The sequence below is a fragment of the Citrobacter sp. NCU1 genome, assembly GCF_010231475.1.
Lineage (GTDB): Bacteria > Pseudomonadota > Gammaproteobacteria > Enterobacterales > Enterobacteriaceae > Citrobacter_D.
The window spans coordinates 1-20,295 of sequence record NZ_NRDO01000061.1 but is presented as its reverse complement, the minus strand read 5'-3'; the positions used below and the strand labels follow the sequence as shown (position 1 = coordinate 20,295).

15 protein-coding genes and 1 pseudogene are annotated in these 20,295 nt (G+C 49.9%); 5 read left to right on the top strand and 11 right to left on the bottom strand.

Annotated features, from left to right (window positions below; translation table 11 throughout):
- On the bottom strand, positions 1–1,299 hold a 1,299-nt coding region (locus CJP72_RS18330), incomplete at its 3' end, for a phage tail sheath family protein (RefSeq protein WP_162382769.1).
- Between the two features lie 1,070 nt (positions 1,300–2,369).
- Between CJP72_RS18330 and CJP72_RS18325 the strand changes: the two genes are divergently transcribed.
- Positions 2,370–3,257, top strand: a complete 888-nt coding sequence (locus CJP72_RS18325; RefSeq protein ID WP_162382768.1) for a LysR family transcriptional regulator — start codon at positions 2,370–2,372, stop codon at positions 3,255–3,257.
- A gap of 642 nt (positions 3,258–3,899) precedes the next feature.
- A pseudogene (locus CJP72_RS25615) lies at positions 3,900–4,534 on the top strand (transposase); the annotation flags it as partial.
- An 89-nt stretch (positions 4,535–4,623) separates the two neighbouring features.
- On the opposite strand, the gene CJP72_RS18310 reads toward CJP72_RS25615, so the two are convergent.
- Positions 4,624–5,760 carry a hypothetical protein gene (locus CJP72_RS18310; protein WP_162382765.1) on the bottom strand — a complete coding sequence of 379 codons (1,137 nt, stop codon included), beginning with the start codon at positions 5,758–5,760 and terminating at the stop codon, positions 4,624–4,626.
- Positions 5,761–6,129: 369 nt separating this feature from the next.
- Entirely contained in the window at positions 6,130–6,411 is a 282-nt protein-coding gene (locus CJP72_RS18305) for a transposase (RefSeq protein ID WP_162382764.1), read from the bottom strand.
- 19 nt (positions 6,412–6,430) lie between these two features.
- Between CJP72_RS18305 and CJP72_RS18300 the strand changes: the two genes are divergently transcribed.
- On the top strand, positions 6,431–6,697 hold the full coding sequence (locus CJP72_RS18300; RefSeq protein WP_238340107.1) for a hypothetical protein: 267 nt from the start codon (positions 6,431–6,433) through the stop codon (positions 6,695–6,697).
- Positions 6,698–6,863: 166 nt separating this feature from the next.
- Here the strand turns inward: CJP72_RS18300 and phoH are convergent, their stop codons facing one another.
- The 5 genes from phoH to putP all read right to left on the bottom strand — a co-directional run bounded on the left by phoH (position 6,864) and on the right by putP (position 13,245).
- Positions 6,864–7,652: a phosphate starvation-inducible protein PhoH gene (gene phoH, locus CJP72_RS18295; protein WP_193568779.1), complete on the bottom strand. Its 789-nt coding sequence runs from the start codon at positions 7,650–7,652 to the stop codon at positions 6,864–6,866.
- A gap of 518 nt (positions 7,653–8,170) precedes the next feature.
- The gene (efeB, locus tag CJP72_RS18290; protein WP_162382763.1) at positions 8,171–9,454 is read right to left on the bottom strand and encodes an iron uptake transporter deferrochelatase/peroxidase subunit; all 1,284 of its coding nucleotides are present in this window, start codon (positions 9,452–9,454) and stop codon (positions 8,171–8,173) included.
- Between the two features lie 5 nt (positions 9,455–9,459).
- Positions 9,460–10,587, bottom strand: a complete 1,128-nt coding sequence (gene efeO / locus CJP72_RS18285) for an iron uptake system protein EfeO (RefSeq protein ID WP_162382762.1) — start codon at positions 10,585–10,587, stop codon at positions 9,460–9,462.
- A gap of 56 nt (positions 10,588–10,643) precedes the next feature.
- A complete protein-coding gene (gene efeU, locus CJP72_RS18280) occupies positions 10,644–11,477 on the bottom strand; it encodes an iron uptake transporter permease EfeU (RefSeq protein ID WP_162382761.1) in 834 nt (277 codons plus the stop codon).
- A gap of 259 nt (positions 11,478–11,736) precedes the next feature.
- Complete coding sequence (putP, locus tag CJP72_RS18275; protein WP_162382760.1) at positions 11,737–13,245, bottom strand: sodium/proline symporter PutP; 1,509 nt, start codon at positions 13,243–13,245, stop codon at positions 11,737–11,739.
- Positions 13,246–13,665: 420 nt separating this feature from the next.
- Here putP and putA point away from each other — a divergent pair, with 420 nt between their 5' ends.
- Together putA and CJP72_RS18265 are read left to right on the top strand one after the other, a co-directional pair.
- Entirely contained in the window at positions 13,666–17,628 is a 3,963-nt protein-coding gene (gene putA / locus CJP72_RS18270) for a trifunctional transcriptional regulator/proline dehydrogenase/L-glutamate gamma-semialdehyde dehydrogenase (protein ID WP_162382759.1), read from the top strand.
- Between the two features lie 59 nt (positions 17,629–17,687).
- Entirely contained in the window at positions 17,688–18,083 is a 396-nt protein-coding gene (locus CJP72_RS18265; protein WP_162382758.1) for a lysozyme inhibitor LprI family protein, read from the top strand.
- On the opposite strand, the gene rutR is transcribed toward CJP72_RS18265, so the two are convergent.
- From rutR to CJP72_RS18250, 3 genes are all read right to left on the bottom strand, one after another.
- Entirely contained in the window at positions 18,080–18,718 is a 639-nt protein-coding gene (gene rutR, locus CJP72_RS18260; protein ID WP_162382757.1) for an HTH-type transcriptional regulator RutR, read from the bottom strand. The two genes, CJP72_RS18265 and rutR, sit on opposite strands and share 4 nt — an antisense overlap.
- Positions 18,719–18,788: 70 nt before the next feature.
- Positions 18,789–19,724 (bottom strand): DMT family transporter, encoded by a 936-nt coding sequence (locus tag CJP72_RS18255; RefSeq protein WP_162382756.1) that lies wholly within the window; start codon positions 19,722–19,724, stop codon positions 18,789–18,791.
- Positions 19,725–19,877: 153 nt separating this feature from the next.
- Entirely contained in the window at positions 19,878–20,051 is a 174-nt protein-coding gene (locus CJP72_RS18250; RefSeq protein ID WP_162382755.1) for a general stress protein, read from the bottom strand.
- Positions 20,052–20,295 lie beyond the last annotated feature (244 nt).

The following is a 20,295-nucleotide window of genomic DNA, read 5'->3' as shown; positions in this document are numbered from 1 at the left end:
CTGAGTGAATTGCAGAATAATAAATTCTGCCGGACGCGCCGCCGCAATACCCACGCTGGCAATCATTTGCCCCTGATTAATCTGCTCCTGTGTCATGGTGCTGCCGAGGCCAATTTGCACAGAATACGACTCTTCCGGCGTTGCTCCCGCCAGCGCCCCCTGACGCCATAAGTCATACAGATAGTTTTCGATGGCATTACTGGCCTTCTGCCAGGTTGGCTGGCTATTCGGTTCAAATGTCAGCGCCTGCATTGCGCTTCTGATATCCCGCTCGGCGCTGTTAAACAGTCGACGTACCGAGATATAGCGCCAGCGGAGGTCACTGTTTGCCTGCGTTCCCGCCAGCGTTCTGGCTCCCCACACCAGATATCCCCGGTCAGGGAAATAGCGGATGACATTAATGCCTTTATTATTCATGTCTGCCTGGGCATTGTCAGAAACCAGTTCGGTAATCCCGGATATGCCGGTAATGGCCATATTGGCGGGTGATTTCCAGACCCCGCGATTACGGTCGTTGGTACAATAAACACCGGCCAGAGTGGCTGCGGGAGAAACAGGGGCTTTCGCCAGTAAGGAATCTATATCCGCACTGACGAGGGCATACTGGGCTGGATTAGCCGTGTTCAGCATATCCAGCGTGGTAATTTCACCCCCATCAGGATGAAGGGGATCTTTATACCCTGACACTGCAATTGCTGTATCGGCAGGGCGGGAAGCCCTGACAGACACCTTTGGATAATAGACTGCTGTTTTCATCGGCTCAGTGGACGGAACCCTTGAACCATCAGTGCTGTCAGCCAGTAAAAAGTAGCCCGGTTCGTTCTTCAGTAAGCTATTAATACTGCTGTAAACAGCCGTCTGCTCATCCGTTGAGCTGTAAACCGAAACCAGCAACGTAATGTCACTTTCTTTTGTAATGGCCTCAGGTAATGCTGCCAGTTCTATCGAACTGGCAGGGTTGATTAAAGGCAACAGGTAACAGGGCCCGCCGCCATTCTGAAAATAACTCTGAATACTGAGCGGATTAAACCCGGCATTCACCGTCCAGGTATAGGTATATTCCTCAGTATCCTCCGTCGATGTAAAAGCAACAGAAACGTCGGGAAGCGTCATATACGCTGAACTGAAATCAAGCCAGCTATTTACTGGAATACACTGGCCGGAAGATAATGCCACGCCATCAAGACGGCGGAATACGCCAATAAACACAGGTATTGCCGTTGCTGCATGGCTTACCGAAATAGAGCGGGATGCATCTTCCTCAATATAAACACCGGGGTAGGTCGGCGTGACAGTCATTATTATTCTCCAGTTGTGAATTAGCAACACCATTGAGCCTGGTACGATAATATTGTGCGATTATTGCTGTTCGACATTCTGGCTGAATTGCAGAATAATGAACTCTGCAGGCCGCACCGCTGCCATGCCGACGTTGATAATCATTTTCCTCTGATAGACAGAATATATGTATATTCTTTCAGACCATCAGTACATACCTAATTTGGAAAAGACTAACAGACTCGAGTTGCCAACCATGCCTAATTTTTGCTTTCGAACTGTGCGATTTATGATTCATATATAAAAAGAAAATTTCCCTGCATCGTAAGACAGAGTAACTTTCCGTAAGACAGGTGCTAACAACGTAGAATATTTAACGTGGGTAAACATCGTTACCAGAACCGCACCGATGAATTGTTACTGCCCCCGTAATATTTCACTACGGAGGTCAGCATGAAAAACAATAAAACGTTGTACTTCGGATTAGATGTTTACAAAGAATCGATGATTGTCGCTAACACCCTCATCTCACAAAATTTCTTGCTGCCGCGAACGCAGACAATTGCATCCGGAGAGACCTGCGACGCTATCACATGGTGAGCATTATGGAACGATTGCGCGACACCTGTCGGGCCATTAACGCCACCTCCCTGCGTTCAAAGACCTATCCTGCTGAATAGATGACACGCTTATCGATATTCGACTTTTCGACACCCCGACTAACGACCGTCTAACCGACCAGACGGTGTACCATATCCTTCAGGTTCGTCAGAAACAGATCCGTAGATCGTAGCAATAGTTCAACTATCTTGTCCGGATATCTTCATGGTGTTTACCTTTGCGGTAAAAACACGGCCAAGTAAGATTTGGCAAATTTGTAGGATTTAAGCAACTAAAATAAGAGTGCTTTTATAATTCACTTGATAAGCCATTTTTGCGCCAAGTGTGCGCGAAACCGCTGTATTTTTAATGTTAAGAGTACTGAAAAGATATGCCTAAAGATTATACATGTGGATTGTAATAAATATTATATTTATCACCGGAGCTTGCCCATCCCAGACAACAGCGGACAATTTTCATACGGAGTGCACATGACTTTACTAATATCTAAAAAGTTAAAATATTTTATTGTTTGTTTCGAAACCCGTTGTATTAATTATGCTGCGGATCAACTGTGTGTTACACGCTCACCTTTAGCTCGCGTTTTGTACGAACTGGAAGAAAAAATAGGAGGGAAACTATTTATCAGGAAATATAACCAGATTGACCCCACTGAACTTGCCCAGTCCTTATATGAAAAAATAAAGCCTGTCCACGATTTATTATGTGATATAGAAAGTGATTTTTGCTCATCTCAAAAAAGTAACAGATTTGAGTTGCTTTGTGACATTAGCGTTCCTTTCATTATTTATCAGCACTTAATGACATGGTTAAAAAACACAAATCAACCTATAACATGCAGGAGGGTCTCAATTTCATGTAAAGAAATACAATCATTGAAAACCAATCCTAATGTAGGCATTCTTTCCTTCAGGAAAATTGCATACAGTGAAGACGTTGTTTTTCATAAATACAGTGATGAATCATTGTTCATTATAATGCCCAATAACATCCCGGATGAGGCATTGAAAAGCTTCAACGCAATCAAAAACGTAAAACTGTTCATCAGGAAAGATGTTTTCTCGTCTGAACTTAAAGGAATTGTCTCCAAAAGTATCTGCGATTTTATTCCACATATTGAGATCATGGAAACTGAGCGAGATACAGCCTCGCTTCTCATTTCCGCCAGCGCTGGAGAAGGTATGTTGCTTCTCCCTGAATGCTTAATCCCGTACTTCTCTCCCCCGGGTACGCGCACATTAGAAATTCCCAATATCAGGATCCACAGCGGACTCTATGTTAATAGAAAGAATAAAAACAAGGCTATCATTTCCGAACTGATGAAAATGTTAATTTCAATCACAAAACAAGAGAATTAAAACTCATAATCTGCCAGCGCTGATTACAGAGCCTCGATCTCTGGTGTGAATTTATGAATAACCCGCATCAGAGACTCAAGGTTCACCAAAACGCCAACAGATTCGTCATTCTCACCAACACTTAAACCAAACTCCTGGGGAAGACTGAATTTGCGCATTGCAGAAGCAGCCTTCCATCAGGGGTAGTATTATTCGAAGATGACATGTCATCAGGCATCCTTATTATTACCCAGCAAAACACATTACCAGAATCGATAACTATTAGAGAACGCAATTCTTTCATGTGGTTTGATTTTCATTAACATGCAACATATCCAGAATATGAATTATTAGCTGGGCCAATGGAATATTGCTCAATATATGATTTATTTTTCACAGTAAAAAATCGGCTATTAATCCTGAACGCATAAACCACTAACTGGGGGGGGCTGTTTACATATCAGAAAATCTTAATTAACTGTCAAGATAGGATGAGGACGGATAATTAGATGTATTAGCTAAGACCTGTTCTGACAGTTAGGTTATTGATACCGATTGCACTGCCCACCCTCTGGAGATATATTTTGGGTTCTGTTGAATAAATAGAACTTTTACCAATCGAAAGGACAGATCTCGCATCATCCGTATGACGCAGACAGCCCTATATATAGCAAAGCCGATGTTCAGAGTGACCATCTATCGTTTCTACAGCCCTCATTAACCGCAGTTTGATTACATTCTGGCTGAACAACAAGACGATGCAGGCCTGGTATAAGTCAGCAACACCTTCGGTCTCAGCACTATTCTGAGCTCGGTATCTGCTGTTCTGGTGATTAAACGCGTTCTCCGGCTTACTCTGCGGGCCGCACAAGGCTTTATTGGTTCAACTTTTTACCTGATGGGTGTTCCGTTGCGCTGTCCTGGTTACACCAGTACCAGCAAGCACGCCACGTTAGTTAATGTCAGTTTCAGGTCACTCCCCCGGAGTGACATCGCGTATCTGGAGAAAACTGCATCTGGCCGCTGACAGTAAATCGCATGAAATCCTCTGTGCAGACCTGTCGCTAAATCATGTCACGAACGCAGAGACATTCCCTGAGCTAATCCCTCAGACCCACCTAAAAATCAGGTCAGTTGCAGCGGATGGCGCATACGACGCACGACTGTGTCAGGATGAATTGCGGCGCAGGAAAATCAGCGCCTTCATCTCTCCACTAAAGGGGGAGGGTTACTGGTCGGGCGGGTATGCAGACCGCAACCGTACGGTTGCGAATCAGCGTCTGAGCGGGAGTCATGCGTAGTAGAAATGGACAACAGAATACTGATTTATTCAACAAAGCCTTCCAGCCAGTGCCCGAATTGAATATCCTAACCATCAAGATAGCTGTTATCTATTTCCAAATCGATACTTGAAATATTCTCCATTTTTAATACCTGCCATTCTGGGAACTCTTACCTCCGGCCTAAATAGATAGTTCATTATTCTATCTAGTTTATCTGGATTCCGTTCATTAAGTATCACATCTCTATCCGACTGCCGGGAAAGAACTCTTGTGGATAGAACGATATGATTCGCTAGAGATAAGATTGAATCATCCAGGCCATGAAAAAAAACCTCTTCTCTTTTTAAGGATGGCCGACCAGCTAATTGAACCTTACCTTCATATGATAATCCGGGTATTTTGGGTTCTGGAAAAACCATAGTTAGCTGATCGATAAGCGATAGTGATGCGAATTTAAATGCACCATTTGATACTGAAGATTTATAAATGGTGTTACCAAACCGGCTTTTTTGTTTTTTCAAAGCAGGACCTATTTCCAGAGAGAAGAACGCATAATCATCATTCCCTAGCCCATTAACATCTTCAAAATCGGAATTAGACTCGTTGAAAGCAATTTTTTTATCTTGCAGCATTTTTCTTGAATAAATATTTATGTCTCCATTTGCATTTTCTATGTTTGCATTTGTGGCGTGCGACAAATAAAAATCTTGTTTGATGAAATTTGCAATGAAATTCATTTCTTGTTTATCAAATTTACTGGTGCGTAAGGAATTCTGATTATGTAATGCTTGCCCTTTAATGCTCCGCTCTGAACCAAAAACATTAGGCAAGTTGAATATCAAACTTGATGTCAAATAAAATATACCCCCTGCCAATCCAGACATAGATGCTGCCTCAGATAAAAAACCATCTCTCAAAAGTGATCCTTTCTTTTGCATCCTTAGAAAACTGTTATCAGCTCGTTTTTTTCTACTTATCTCCAGCCAACGTCTGGCTATACTTTCGGGAGAGTGTCCATCATTGTTTTTCCATTCATCTATAGATGTAGATATTTTTTTCTTCCTGAACTGTTCAATGTTCCCATCAACCACCTGCTCTGAAGTATTCGCTGGCAATCCAATATTATTTTTTCTTATTGAATTATTAGTGTGAACTCTCTCTTCAATTTCTGACAGAGATTGTCCTGAATCAGAAGTTTTTTTCATCGTGTTTATGGTAGGTTTTACTTTTACTTGAAACATACCCCCCCCTCTCAAGAGTAATACGGCAATGTATATAACTGGTTAAATTCGATTTATAATGATCATTTTTACATAGGTGTCACCGACACTCTGGTCTATATCCAAAACGCTTTGCTGCAACATTTAGCGATTCTGCAACCCTTAGTCCTCGTTTTTGGGGCTGCCGCATTAAAAAATACCAGTCCGTTACCTGGCTAACGATCATGTTTTTTTGTTATGCCTATCCGCACAGACAGTAACCCGTCCCCCTGGGGAGAGATGAGGGAACTTATTTTTAGGTGGGTCTGAGGGATTAGCTCAGGGAATGTCTCTGCGTTCGTGACATGATTTAGCGACAGGTCTGCACAGAGGATTTCATGCGATTTACTGTCAGCGGCCAAATGCAGCTTTCTCCAGATACGCGATGTCACTCCGGGGGAGTGACCTGAAACTGACATTAATTAACGTGGCGTGCTTGCTGGTACTGGTGTAACCAGGACAGCGCAAAGGAACACCCATCAGGACAAAAATAGCAGCAATAAAGCCTTGTGCGGCCCGCAGAGTAAGACGGAATACGCGTTTAATCACAAGAACAGCAGATAGCGAGGTCAGAATAGTGCTGAGGTCGTCCCCTTGATAGAGGTTTTTTTGACTAAAAAATCGCTTTATCATTTTATCAGGAAAATAATAAATGCTTACGGTAGAATCAACACTGCTTAATCAGATTCTGGCATCGTCTGACGAAGATAGTTTTGTTCCACTAAAACCTATTTCACGAAAACGGTTAAAACAAACACCTAATGAAAGAAAATTCATTTTCGATCCTGATAACCGTCTACGCAAAGAACATCAAAATACGGTCATTAGAAAAGTAAGGCATAACGTTGCCATTAAAAAACCCTACACAGATGACGATATATTACGAAAAGAACGCACCGAAGGCGTTAAAGAAAATTGATGAGAATGACAAACTCTTTGGCGTGGTTTATGCCAATTACTGGAACAGTGACAAAAAATAATTCACCGGGTTGCTGCAGCAGTCGATTTACCCCGTACGAAATAAGCAAATACGCACCCTGCTAAAAACAAAGCCCGGTTTCCCGGGCTATGAAATCGTACTACCGCTAGCTGTAAGCATTAAGCGTGCGTTGGCAGAGCGCTGAACGCACACAATCATCTTTGTTGAATCGGACAATACCGACCATCTCATCTTCTTCAAAACGCGCTAACGCGTCACTGAGCCCTGATTGAACGTGAGCAGGCAAATCGCATTGGGTAATATCACCATTGACGATCACCGTGACGTTCTCCCCGAGGCGAGTTAAAAACATTTTCATCTGCGCAGCAGTCACATTCTGAGCCTCGTCGAGAATGACAACTGCATTTTCAAATGTACGTCCACGCATATAAGCGAACGGCGCGATTTCCACCTTGCCAATCTCAGGTCGCAGGCAATATTGCATAAAAGACGCCCCCAGACGTTTCACCAGCACATCGTAAACCGGGCGAAAATAAGGTGCGAATTTCTCAGAAACATCTCCAGGCAAGAAGCCGAGATCTTCGTCGGCCTGCAGGACTGGTCGGGTGACAATGATCCTTTCTACATCTTTATGTATCAGGGCCTCTGCTGCTTTTGCCGCGCTGATCCAGGTTTTACCACACCCGGCTTCACCCGTAGCGAAAATCAGCTGTTTGCTCTCAATGGCATTCAGGTAGTGCGCCTGAGCCTCATTTCGCGCAGCAATCGGTGTCGCGTCGCGACTGTCGCGCGCCATGCCAATTGCTTCTACGCCGCTCATCTGCACAAGCGAGGTGACCGATTCTTCTTCACGTTGCTTATGGCTACGCGAATCCCGTCTCAGCACACGCTTTGCTTCGCGACGAGCTTTGATCACTGCTTTTTGTCTTCCCATGGATAGCACCTTGAGTTGTAGGTATACATCACACGTGCCGCTAGCAGCACGATTATGCGCACACACATCTGAGGGTTGGCTTCCTTGTAAGCCATAGCTTGCTTTCTAAAAAGACACCACACACGGCTACGCGCACCGTATACGGCGTCAGTAACAATGCTAAGAAGAAGTGAGGGAAATTTAGGGGTGACGAGAGGGCTACCGGAGGAGAAACTTCCGCGTAAGGTAATGCGGTTACTGTGAAAAGCATGTCCAGTTGAGGACCTTACCATTCGCGATCTCCATAGTGAATGACCATCACTGCCGGGAACTACCGCTCATATGTATAATTACAACAGAATCGATCATTAACGCAACAACATTTTTACTTTACATTAACGAAAGGTTCTCTTTGCGCTGACAACAGTCTCTTACAGGAATATTACAAAATGATTTCAGCAAAAGGGTCATATCAAAAAATAATATTTTCATTCATGGGGATGAACGGAACAGCCCCGCAGGAATTGCGGGGCTGAACATCAGGCTTCCAGCAGGGATTGTCCCAGATAGTGGTCGGCGCTTTTTACGCCAGGTAGTGCAAAGAAGTAGCCGCCGCCTATTGGCTTAACGTACTCCTCAAGTGCTTCACCATTCAGCCGTTTTTGCACGGCCAAAAAACCTTTTTCCAGATCATGCTGATAACAGACGAAAAGCAGTCCCATATCCAGTTGCCCGGAATTGGTCACGCCGAGTGAATAACTGTAGCCACGGCGCATCATCAGACTGGATTGGGTCTCCGCCGTGCGCGGATTCGCCAGTCGAATATGGCTGTCCAGCGCAATCACATTCCCTTCCGGGTCGTTGGCGTAATCCGGCACATCATGTTCGTGCTGCATTCCGAGCGGCGCCCCGGTCTGTTTATCACGACCAAAAATGGTCTGCTGCTCCTTCAGCGGCGTCCGGTCCCAAAACTCAACGCGAAACTGAATCAGTCGGACAGCCTGATAACTGCCCCCTATTGCCCACGCAGGTTCACCTTGCTCTGCCGTCACCCACACCACATCCTGCATCAGTCTGACGTCTGCGCTGTCGGGATTGGCTGTGCCATCTTTAAAGCCCAGCAGATTGACCGGCGTCTCTTTCCCCTTACTGCGAGCTGCGTGATCGGAGATAAACCCTTCCCGCTTCCAGCGTACGCTCAGAAGATCCGGTGTGTGCTTAATAATGTCGCGCAGCGCATGAATCACTGTATCCTGGGTATTGGCGCAAATCTGTAAGAGCAGATCCCCGTGGCATAACCCCGCATCCAGTGAATCATTTGGAAAGCGCGTCATTTTCTGCAGTTTTTTCGGCACCTGAGCCTGTAATCCATAACGTTCATCGAACAACGAGTGCCCCGCCGAGAGCGTCATGGTCAGATTGTCCGGTGCGATCCAGGCGCCGAGGATCCCGGAGTCCATAGGCGGCAAGCGAGGATTTGGCGTTTCAGGCGCTGGCCCTCCCGTCGTCAGGAACGCGATACGGCGCGTTAACAGACGAAACAGACGTTCGAGATCCGCTTTATCACTGGCCAGAATGTCAAAGGCCACTAGCACCATAGAGGCCTGCTGCGGCGTGAGAATACCCGCCTGATGTTCGCCATAGAAGGGTTGCGTTTCGCTACGGGCATCCGGTGACAAGGTCCCTGGCGCACTTTGCAGTTTTTGAGCATGAGCCACCGGGCAGCCCCCTGCCAACGCCAGTGCGCCGCCCAATGCCCCCATTCCTTTAAGTAAACGTCGGCGTGACGGTTCGCTCACGCCGTTTTCATTATCTTGCTGCATGGTGCTTAATCCAGACCCAGTACGCCGCGCAATTGAGACAAATCTTCCGCCAGCGTCGTGATCGGCCCTTTCAGAGCGTTACGATCGGCATCGGTCAGCTTGTCATAAGTCTCAAATCCCTCTTTGGTGCGATATTTCGCCAGGATTGCATCGACTTTCTTAAAGTTGGCATCCACTTTCGCCAGTAATTCCGCACTGGATTTTTGTAGCTGCGGACGCAGCAGATTAACAATCTTTTGCGCGCCATCGACGTTTGCCTGGAAGTCCCACAGGTCAGTGCGGCTGTAGCGTTCTTCTTCACCGCTAATTTTAGTGGCGGCAACTTCTTCAATCAGCGCCGCTGCACCGCCCACCACTTTTGAGGGCGGGAAAGCCAACTCGCTGATACGCGTTTGCAGATCAACCACATCGGTATAAAGTTGGTCGGCATACTTTTCCATGCCTTTCGTACTGTTGTCGGCGAACAGGGCTTTTTCCAGACGGTGGAAGCCGGTAAATTTCGGGTCCGCCGCTTTCTGTTCGTAATCATCTTCACGCGCGTCGATACTGCCATCGAGATCAGAGAAGAGCTCCGCGATAGGTTCGATGCGCTCATAATGCTGACGCGTTGGCGCATACAGTGATTTTGCTTTCTCGATATCACCCGCTTTGATGGCATCGGTAAACGCTTTGGTGCCGGTCACCAGCTGTGCGGTTTCCGCCGTTACATAAGCTTTATACTCGGTGATAGCGCCACTCAGGCTCAATAATGCGTTACTTTGCGCCGCATCAGCCGTTGCGCTGCCTTTCACGATCAGCTTGCCTTTCGGGTTGGTCAACAGACCGCAGGTCATGTCATATTCACCCGGTTGCAGATTTACAGTCATTTTCTGACTGAAACCTGGGGCGATGTTTTCGCGTTCTTCCACCACCATCACGCCTTTAAGGATTTCCCACTCCAGCGCTTTCTGACTGTGGTTAAGAATAATGAACTGCGTTTTTCCAGCATTCACTGTGAGGGTCATCGGTTCACACTGTTTATCATTAACGGTGACTTTAACCTGTGGAATATCAGCTGCATGAGCAGTAAAAGCGGAGGTGAACAGCGCAGCAATACCCAACTGCAGCGCGTTACGGCGGAAGTTAATCGTCATGACTCATCCCTTTAAATAAGTATGTTGTAACTAAGTTATTTTCTGCGCCACATTTTTCAGGGTGCTGTACGAGACGCCGTCGTAGCTGCACGAGGCGGTAACGCAAACAGCACCAACGCCGGAATCAGATAGATAAACCAGACCGCGACTTCACTCACGCTGGGTGCTTCCTGATAGCCAAAAATCCCCTCCATCAGCGTTCCAAACAGCGAATGTGTTGAGAGGATATTGCTCATATCAAATGCCACATCCTGGAAGTGGTTCCAGAGTCCCGCTTCGTGAAACGCGCGGATCGCACCGGCGGCAAGTCCGGCAGCAACCAGCAAAATGAACAGGCTGGTCCATTTGAAAAAAGCGCCAAGATTAAGGCGGATCCCGCCCCAATAAAGTAAGAAACCGAGCACTACTGCCGTTGCCAGTCCCAGTATCGCGCCCAGCGGCGGCCAGAACCCAACATCCTGTTGAAACGCGGCCAACAGGAAGAACACCGACTCAAGACCTTCACGGGCAACGGCGAAGAAGACCATCATGACCAACGCCCAGCCGTGATGATTTCCCTTCTGCAATGCGGTATCGACAGCCTGCTCCAGTTGCACTTTGACGTTGCGCGACACTTTACGCATCCAGAACACCATCCAGGTCAGGATCACCACGGCAATGACCGCCACAATGCCTTCAAACAGTTCTTGTTCCTTTTGCGGAAACTCACCTGTGGTTTCATTGATGAAGATCCCCAGCGCCAGACACAATCCCGCCGCCAGTATTACCCCAATCCACATCACACCGATCCAGCGACCGCGCTGGGTACGCTTCAGATAGCTGGCGATCAAACTCACAATCAGCGCAGCTTCCAGCCCTTCGCGTAACATAATTAGAAACGGAACAAACATGCCGTAGGCCCTTAAACGTTATTCTTAGTCAACTGATGCAAAGAAAAGTAAATTACAGTGATAGTGATTATCATTACAGAGAAAGAAAACTCAAGCAGAATGTTTTGATTATGATGACTGAATGTAAATACTTAGCTGATTAACGGTTATTAATTCTTTATGGATGCGGAGATGAAAAAGCCCGCGCGTGGCGGGCTGGAGAGTGTTTTGGCCGGATGATGATCTTATCCGGCCAGCAATTCGCGACTTTCAGGCTCTGTTACTGCTCCTGCAGACGCGATGGCGGTGCAGAATGGTAATGCGCATCCGCTTTCGCAAAACGTTCCTGCATGGCGGCTGACGGTACTTTGTCCAGCAAGCTAACGACGACAATGCCAACACTACCGAAAATAAAGCCCGGAATGATTTCATACAGACCCAGCCAGGCGAACTGTTTCCAGACGATGACCGTCACAGCACCAATAATCATTCCCGCCAGAGCGCCGTTGCGGGTCATGCGCGACCACATTACGGAAAACAGTACCACTGGACCAAATGCCGCGCCAAAACCAGCCCAGGCGTAGCTTACCAGGCCGAGAACCCGGTTATCAGGGTTGGCCGCCAGTGCGATAGACACCAGCGCCACCACCAGCACCATCAGGCGCCCTACCCATACCAATTCTTTCTGGCTGGCCCCTTTGCGCAGAAAAGCTTTGTACAGATCTTCGGTAATCGCGCTGGAGCACACCAGCAACTGGCAGCTCAGAGTCGACATCACCGCAGCCAGAATGGCAGACAGCAGAATACCGGCAATCCACGGGTTGAACAGAATTTGCGCCAGTTCGATGAATACACGCTCAGAGTTCTGGTTAACCGCCCCAGCCAGCGCCGGATTATCGTTGAAGTAAGCGATACCGAAGAAACCGACGGCTACCGCTCCCGCCAGACACAGGATCATCCAGGTCATACTGATACGACGGGCATGCACGATGCTGTGGTGAGAGTCCGCCGCCATAAAACGCGCCAGAATGTGCGGCTGACCAAAATAACCCAGCCCCCAGCCCATCAGGGAAACAATGGCGACAAAATTCAGCCCCTTGAGCATATCCACATTCTCAATGCTCTTTTGTTTGATCACTTCCAGCGAGTCGTCAAAACCCCCGACGCCAATAATTACCATCACCGGAGTCAGGATCAGCGCAAAAATCATCAGACTGGCCTGAACGGTATCGGTCCAGCTTACCGCAAGGAAACCACCAATAAAGGTATAAATGATGGTCGCGGCCGCCCCTGCCCACAGCGCCGTTTCATAGCTCATGCCGAAAGTGCTTTCAAACAGACGCGCCCCCGCCACAATGCCGGAAGCACAATAGATGGTGAAAAACAGCAGAATTACCGCCGCTGAGATAATACGCAGAACACGGCTGTTGTCTTCAAAACGTCCGGTGAAATAGTCCGGCAACGTTAACGCATTATTGTTGTATTCAGTATGCACGCGCAGACGGCCCGCCACCAGTTTCCAGTTGATCCACGCGCCTAAAGTCAGGCCAATCGCGATCCAGCTTTCTGAAATTCCCGAAATGAAAATCGCGCCTGGCAGACCCATCAACAACCAGCCGCTCATATCCGATGCGCCCGCTGATAATGCGGTCACAAATGGCCCAAGGCTACGGCCTCCCAGAATATAATCATCAAAGTTCTTCGTTGAACGCCATGCCATAAACCCAATCAAGATCATGCCCAAAATATAGACACAAAATGTCACCAGCATCGGTGTGCTAATAGCCATCAAAAATCTCCAGAATCATTTATCGGCAATATCGAAACTTGCCGTTTATCCCCTGCCGGAACGTAGCAGTGGTGTATATGTTTACCAGGGCGCCCGTATCCTGCCGGAAGCGGTGGTTATTCACAATCGATTTAACACACCATTTACATCATTTTTTTATTAAGCGGCATGCCATTTTTCTATAGGTTGCACTCTCTCACATTTTTTGTGGTTGCACCTTTAAAAAGTGTTAACTACCGCAGAGAAAATAATTCACTTTTTATTTCCCGATTAGAGAATACCCGCCCAATATTTAACAATTAATTCATTTTTAAGCTTGCAAGCCACATCACACTTAACAAGGTTGCACAAAGTTGCAACATAGTAGATATTTCTCGATAACCATTAGTACTACTTACCAGAACAACAGGAGCACACGGCATGGGAACCACCACGATGGGGGTTAAGCTGGATGACGCGACGCGCGAACGTATTAAATCAGCGGCAATACGTATCGATCGCACCCCACACTGGCTCATCAAGCAGGCAATATTTAATTATCTGGAAAAACTGGAAAATAATGACTCGCTGCCAGAACTCCCCGCGCTGTTGGCCGGTGCGGCAAATGAAAGCGAAGAGTCCGTTGCGCAGCAGGATGAAATCCACCAGCCTTTCCTCGAATTTGCCGAGCAGATCCTTCCCCAGTCGGTGTCACGCGCCGCGATTACCAGCGCATACCGTCGCGCCGAAACTGATGCCGTCGCAATGCTGATGGAACAGGCCCGACTGCCACAACCGGTTGCAGAACAGGCGCATAAACTGGCCTGGCAACTGGCGGAAAAACTCCGCAACCAGAAAACAGCCAGCGGTCGTGCTGGCATGGTTCAGAGCCTGCTGCAAGAGTTCTCCCTTTCTTCACAAGAAGGGGTAGCGTTAATGTGTCTGGCGGAAGCGCTGCTGCGCATCCCTGATAAAGCCACCCGTGATGCGTTAATCCGCGACAAAATCAGCAATGGCAACTGGCAGTCACACATTGGCCGCAGCCCGTCGCTGTTTGTCAACGCGGCGACCTGGGGTCTACTGTTCACCGGTAAACTGGTGTCAACGCATAACGAAGCCAATCTCTCCCGTTCACTGAACCGTATCATCGGTAAAAGCGGCGAGCCGCTGATCCGCAAAGGCGTGGATATGGCGATGCGTCTGATGGGCGAACAGTTTGTGACCGGAGAGACCATTGCGGAAGCGCTGGCTAACGCGCGCAAGCTGGAAGATAAAGGTTTCCGCTACTCCTACGACATGCTGGGTGAAGCCGCGCTGACCGCCGTGGATGCCCAGGCCTATATGGTTTCCTACCAGCAGGCCATCCACGCCATTGGTAAAGCCTCAAACGGTCGCGGTATTTACGAAGGTCCGGGCATCTCCATTAAGCTCTCGGCGCTGCACCCGCGCTACAGCCGCGCGCAGTATGACCGCGTCATGGAAGAGTTGTATCCACGCTTGAAGTCTCTGACCCTGCTGGCGCGCCAGTACGATATCGGTATCAACATCGATGCCGAAGAAGCCGATCGTCTGGAGATCTCGCTCGACCTGCTGGAAAAACTCTGTTTTGAACCGGAACTGGCAGGCTGGAACGGTATTGGCTTTGTTATCCAGGCTTACCAGAAACGCTGCCCGTTCGTAATTGATTATCTGGTAGATCTGGCGACCCGCTCGCGCCGCCGTTTGATGATCCGTCTGGTGAAAGGCGCCTACTGGGATAGCGAAATCAAACGCGCGCAGATGGACGGTCTGGAAGGTTATCCTGTTTATACACGTAAGGTGTATACCGATGTTTCCTACCTTGCCTGCGCCAGGAAACTGCTTGGCGTGCCGAACCTGATTTATCCACAGTTCGCTACCCACAACGCCCATACGCTGGCGGCGATTTATCAACTGGCCGGGCAAAACTATTATCCCGGTCAGTATGAGTTCCAGTGTCTGCACGGCATGGGCGAACCGCTGTACGAGCAGGTCACGGGTAAAGTTGCCGACGGTAAACTCAACCGTCCTTGCCGCATTTATGCACCGGTCGGCACCCATGAAACGCTGCTGGCCTACCTGGTACGCCGCCTGCTGGAAAACGGGGCGAATACCTCTTTTGTTAACCGTATTGCCGACGCCACGTTACCGCTGGATGAACTGGTGGCAGACCCTGTAGAGGCCGTCGAGAAACTGGCGCAACAGGAAGGGCAGGCTGGACTCCCGCACCCGAAAATTGCGCTGCCTCGCGACCTCTATGGTGAAGGCCGGGAAAACTCCGGCGGTCTGGATCTGGCCAACGAACACCGTCTGGCCTCTCTCTCCTCCGCCCTGCTCCATAGCGCTCTGCAAAAATGGCAGGCGAAACCGATGCTGGAGCAGCCCGTTGCCGATGGCGAAATGGCACCCGTGATTAACCCTGCGGAGCCAAAAGATACCGTCGGTTTCGTGCGAGAAGCAAGCCCAGGAGAAGTCGAACAAGCGCTGCAAAGCGCGGTAGATAACGCCCCCATCTGGTTTGCCACACCGCCGCAGGAGCGTGCCGCGATTTTGCAACGCGCCGCCGTATTGATGGAAGGTCAGATGCAACAACTGATCGGCATCCTGGTGCGTGAAGCGGGTAAAACCTTCAGCAACGCCATTGCCGAAGTACGTGAAGCCGTGGACTTCCTGCACTATTACGCAGGCCAGGTACGCGATGATTTCGACAATGAAACACACCGTCCATTAGGTCCGGTGGTCTGCATCAGCCCGTGGAACTTCCCGCTGGCGATTTTCACCGGGCAGGTCGCCGCCGCGCTGGCGGCTGGCAACAGTGTGCTGGCAAAACCCGCGGAACAGACACCGCTTATCGCCGCTCAGGGGATTGCTATCCTGCGCGAAGCTGGCGTGCCTGCCGGAGTCGTGCAGTTGCTGCCTGGTCGGGGTGAAACCGTAGGGGCGCAACTGACCGCCGATAACCGTGTGCGCGGCGTGATGTTTACCGGTTCGACTGAAGTCGCCACGCTGTTGCAGCGCACGCTCGCCACACGCCTGGATGCCCAGGGTCGGCCGATCCCGCTTATCGCGGAAACCGGCGGAATGAACGCCATGATCGTCGATTCATCAGCCCTCACCGAACAAGTGGTGGTCGATGTGCTGGCCTCCGCGTTTGACAGCGCCGGGCAGCGCTGCTCTGCACTGCGCATATTGTGTCTGCAGGACGACATCGCTGAGCATACCCTGAAGATGTTGCGTGGCGCGATGGCCGAATGCCGGATGGGCAATCCGGGTCGCCTGACCACGGATATCGGTCCGGTTATCGACCATGAAGCGAAAAGCAACATTGAAGGTCATATTCAGGCAATGCGCGCTAAAGGCCGTCCGGTATTCCAGGCTGTCCGTGAAAACAGCGACGACGCCCGTGAATGGCAGTCCGGAACCTTTATCGCCCCGACGTTGATTGAGCTGGAAAGCTTCGACGAGTTGCAAAAAGAGGTGTTCGGACCGGTGCTCCACGTGGTGCGCTACAACCGTAACAATCTGGATGCGCTGATCGAACACATTAACGCCTCCGGGTACGGGCTGACGCTCGGCGTACATACCCGTATCGATGAAACTATCGCCCAGGTCACCGGCTCGGCGCGTGTAGGCAACCTGTACGTTAACCGCAACATGGTCGGCGCCGTGGTCGGCGTGCAGCCATTTGGCGGCGAAGGATTATCCGGCACCGGCCCCAAAGCGGGCGGGCCGCTGTATCTTTACCGCCTGCTGGCAAACCGCCCGGAGAAAGCCCTGGCGACGACGCTGGCGCGTCAGGATGCCCATTACGCTGTCGACGCCCAGGTAAAAACCGCGCTGATTCAGCCGCTGGAAGCATTAACGAAATGGGCGGAAGAAAACCCGGAACTGCGCGCGCTCTGCCAGCAGTTCAGCGAGCTCAGTCAGTCCGGGACTCAACGTGTACTGCCAGGCCCCACCGGGGAACGTAACACCTGGACACTGTTGCCGCGCGAACGCGTCTTGTGTCTGGCGGAAGACGAGCAGGATATCCTGGTTCAGATTGCCGCCGTCATGTCGGTCGGTAGTCTGATTTTGTGGCCGGAAGACAGCGCCCATCGTGAGCTCGCCAAACGCCTGCCTGCCGCCGTTGCTAAGCGTATTCAATTTGCCAAACGTGATGGACTGATGTCGCAACCGTTTGACGCGGTGCTCTTCCACGGTGACTCCGATCAGTTGCGCGCCCTGTGTGAAGCCGTAGCCGCACGCGAAGGAGCCATTGTGTCTGTACAGGGATTTGCTCGTGGCGAAACGAATATTTTGCTGGAGCGACTGTACATTGAACGTTCTCTCAGCGTTAACACTGCGGCAGCCGGAGGTAACGCCAGCCTGATGACAATTGGCTAAGGCTGTGGTTAATTAAGGCTCCGGTAACGGAGCCTTTTTTTATGGAGCCAGAGGGAAGCATGAACCGAATTTTACTGATGTGCGCCGCACTACTGTTGAGTAGTCAGGCGCTGGCCGATGACTGCGCAAACGCCAGCACACAAACCGAAATGAATACCTGCGCCGCCGCTCAATTTCAGGCAGCCGATAAAAAACTCAATGAAACGTATCAGAATGCGCTAACCCGCGCCGCGCCGCCACAGCGTGAATTGCTGAAAAAAGCGCAGAGCGCGTGGATTGCACTCAGAGATGCCGATTGCGCATTACTCAGCTCCGGTACGGAAGGCGGTAGCGCACAGTCCATGATCGCCAGTCAATGTCTGACAGACAAAACCGCTGAGCGCGACGCTTTTTTAGCCTCGCTGCTCCAGTGTGAAGAAGGTGATTTAAGCTGCCCGTTGCCACCCGCGGGTTAACGCACGCGAATGCCTTCAATGATCATCCGCTGAACGCTCTCGACCGTTTGGTTAAAAAAGGCTTCATCGCGAAGCGTTGCGCCCGTCACGGCCTCCACCTGGGGGGCAAAATCCGCGTAATGCTGCGTTGAAGCCCAAATCATAAAGATAAGATGGTGCGGATCGACAGGGGCAAGTTTGCCACTCTCTACCCAGCCCGCGATCAGCGCGGATTTCTCGTCAATCAACGTCTTCAAATCGCCCGTTAACTCTTCCATCAGCAACGGCGCCCCGGCCAGCATCTCCATGCAAAACAGCCTTGAGGCCTGCGAATAATCGCGGGAAACCTCCAGTTTCAGGCGAATGTACTCTTTGATCGCCACCAGCGGCGCGAAATCCTCACGAAACGCCTTCAACGGCGCCAGCCAGATGTCAAGGATCTGGCGCAGTACCGCCACATACAGCGCCTCTTTTGACGGGTAATAATAGAGGAGATTGGTTTTGGAAACGCCCGCCAGTTCAGCGACCTGCTCAAGCCGGGTGCCATGAATGCCAAACTGGGAAAAGGTGTTTAATGCGGCGTTAAGAATGGCCTGGCGTTTCGCACTGACGGCCTGTGAACGTTTACCTGTTTTTTTGACTGCGCTTTGTACCATGCGCCCTCTCCTTTTTTATTTTCCGTGAGCATAACAAATCTTGCGGGGGTTAACCCAGGATTGGTTTTGCTTACTGAGGATCCGGGGGCACCTGCGAGGCGTCGTCAGCAGAGTTCTCCTCTGAGGTTGTTTTTCGTTTTAACTTCAATTCGCTGACCAGTACGCCGACAATAATAAATACCGCGCCCAACAGCGCCAGTAACGGTAAACGCTCTCCGGCAATGCGGCCAAAAATCCCTGCCCATACCGGTTCACCGGTATAAATGACCGTTGCCCGCGTTGGCGAAACGCTGCGCTGCGCCCAGTTCATCGTGACCTGAATAATGGCGCTGAAGATCCCAAGACCAAGAGCGACTACCAGTAATCCCGTGGACATCGGCGGAACCGACTCCTCAGCCGGCACCATGGCAATAAACGCCACCAGCGATGCCGTGGCCAGTTGTACGACCGTCACCCGACGGACATCGACCTTCCCCGCCCATGCGCTGATCAGAATAATTTCGGCGGCAATCGCCAGCGCGCTGGCAAGCGTAATCAACTCACCTTCGCCCAGCGCCAGTAAATTATCGCCAGGCCCCGCAAGTAAAATCAGTCCGATGAATGCCAGCACAATACCCACACAGGGCATCAAACCCGGCATTCGCCCCAGACAAAGCCATTGCAACAAGGGCACCAGCGGCACATACATTGCCGTGATAAAGGCCGATTTGCTGCTGGGGATGAACTGCAACCCCCAGGTTTGCAGACTATAGCCAAGCGCTATCGAGACACCGACTGCCACGCCCGCTTTGCACTCCAGCCAGGTTAGCCCGCGCAATGTGCGCAGCGACAACAACGCCACAGCCAGCGCCGCGGTTGCAAAACGAACACCGACAAAGAAAAATGGCCCGCTCTGCGTGACGGCATATTGCACGGCCAGAAAGGTGCCTCCCCAAAACATCGTGATGATGATGAGAATGGCTTCCTGGGGCTTTATGGAGAAGGAATAACCTGAACGTCGTGACATGGGACACCTGATGAGCAGAATCCCTTTAGTCTGCGTTGCGTTTTGTTACAGTTCAACCTTGCAGACCAAAAAAACCGCCGGAATATCCGGCGGCGGTGGCATCATGGCGTGTGAGTTTCACCTGCACCCAACGCCATGGAAGATTCAGACAGGCTAGCTGTTACGGTTACCGTGACTACTTTTGCCCCCTTTTTTGCCGGCTTCTGATGCACGTTGCGGATCGTTCTTGAAGTTACCCCCGCTGTTTTGGCCACCTTTACGGCCTGCTTCTGATGCTCTTTCACGGTCTTCCGCAAAGTTGCCGGAACCGCCCCGATGGTTTGCCATTACTGACCTCCGTCATTGATTAGACATCATACTGCATAGGTACCGAGGAGGGACTCCTCACGCAACAGATGGGCATCGCCATCATTTTCGCTGCGTGGGAATAAGCTTAGTGAAGATCCCCCTTGCGGCCAGTAAACCGTAATATCCTGCAACAGGATCACAGGAATAAAAGAAATAATTCCTCTCCGAAATCAATAAGCCTTTCTTATGACTAAAAAAAGTCACCTGGTTAAAAATGTATCAT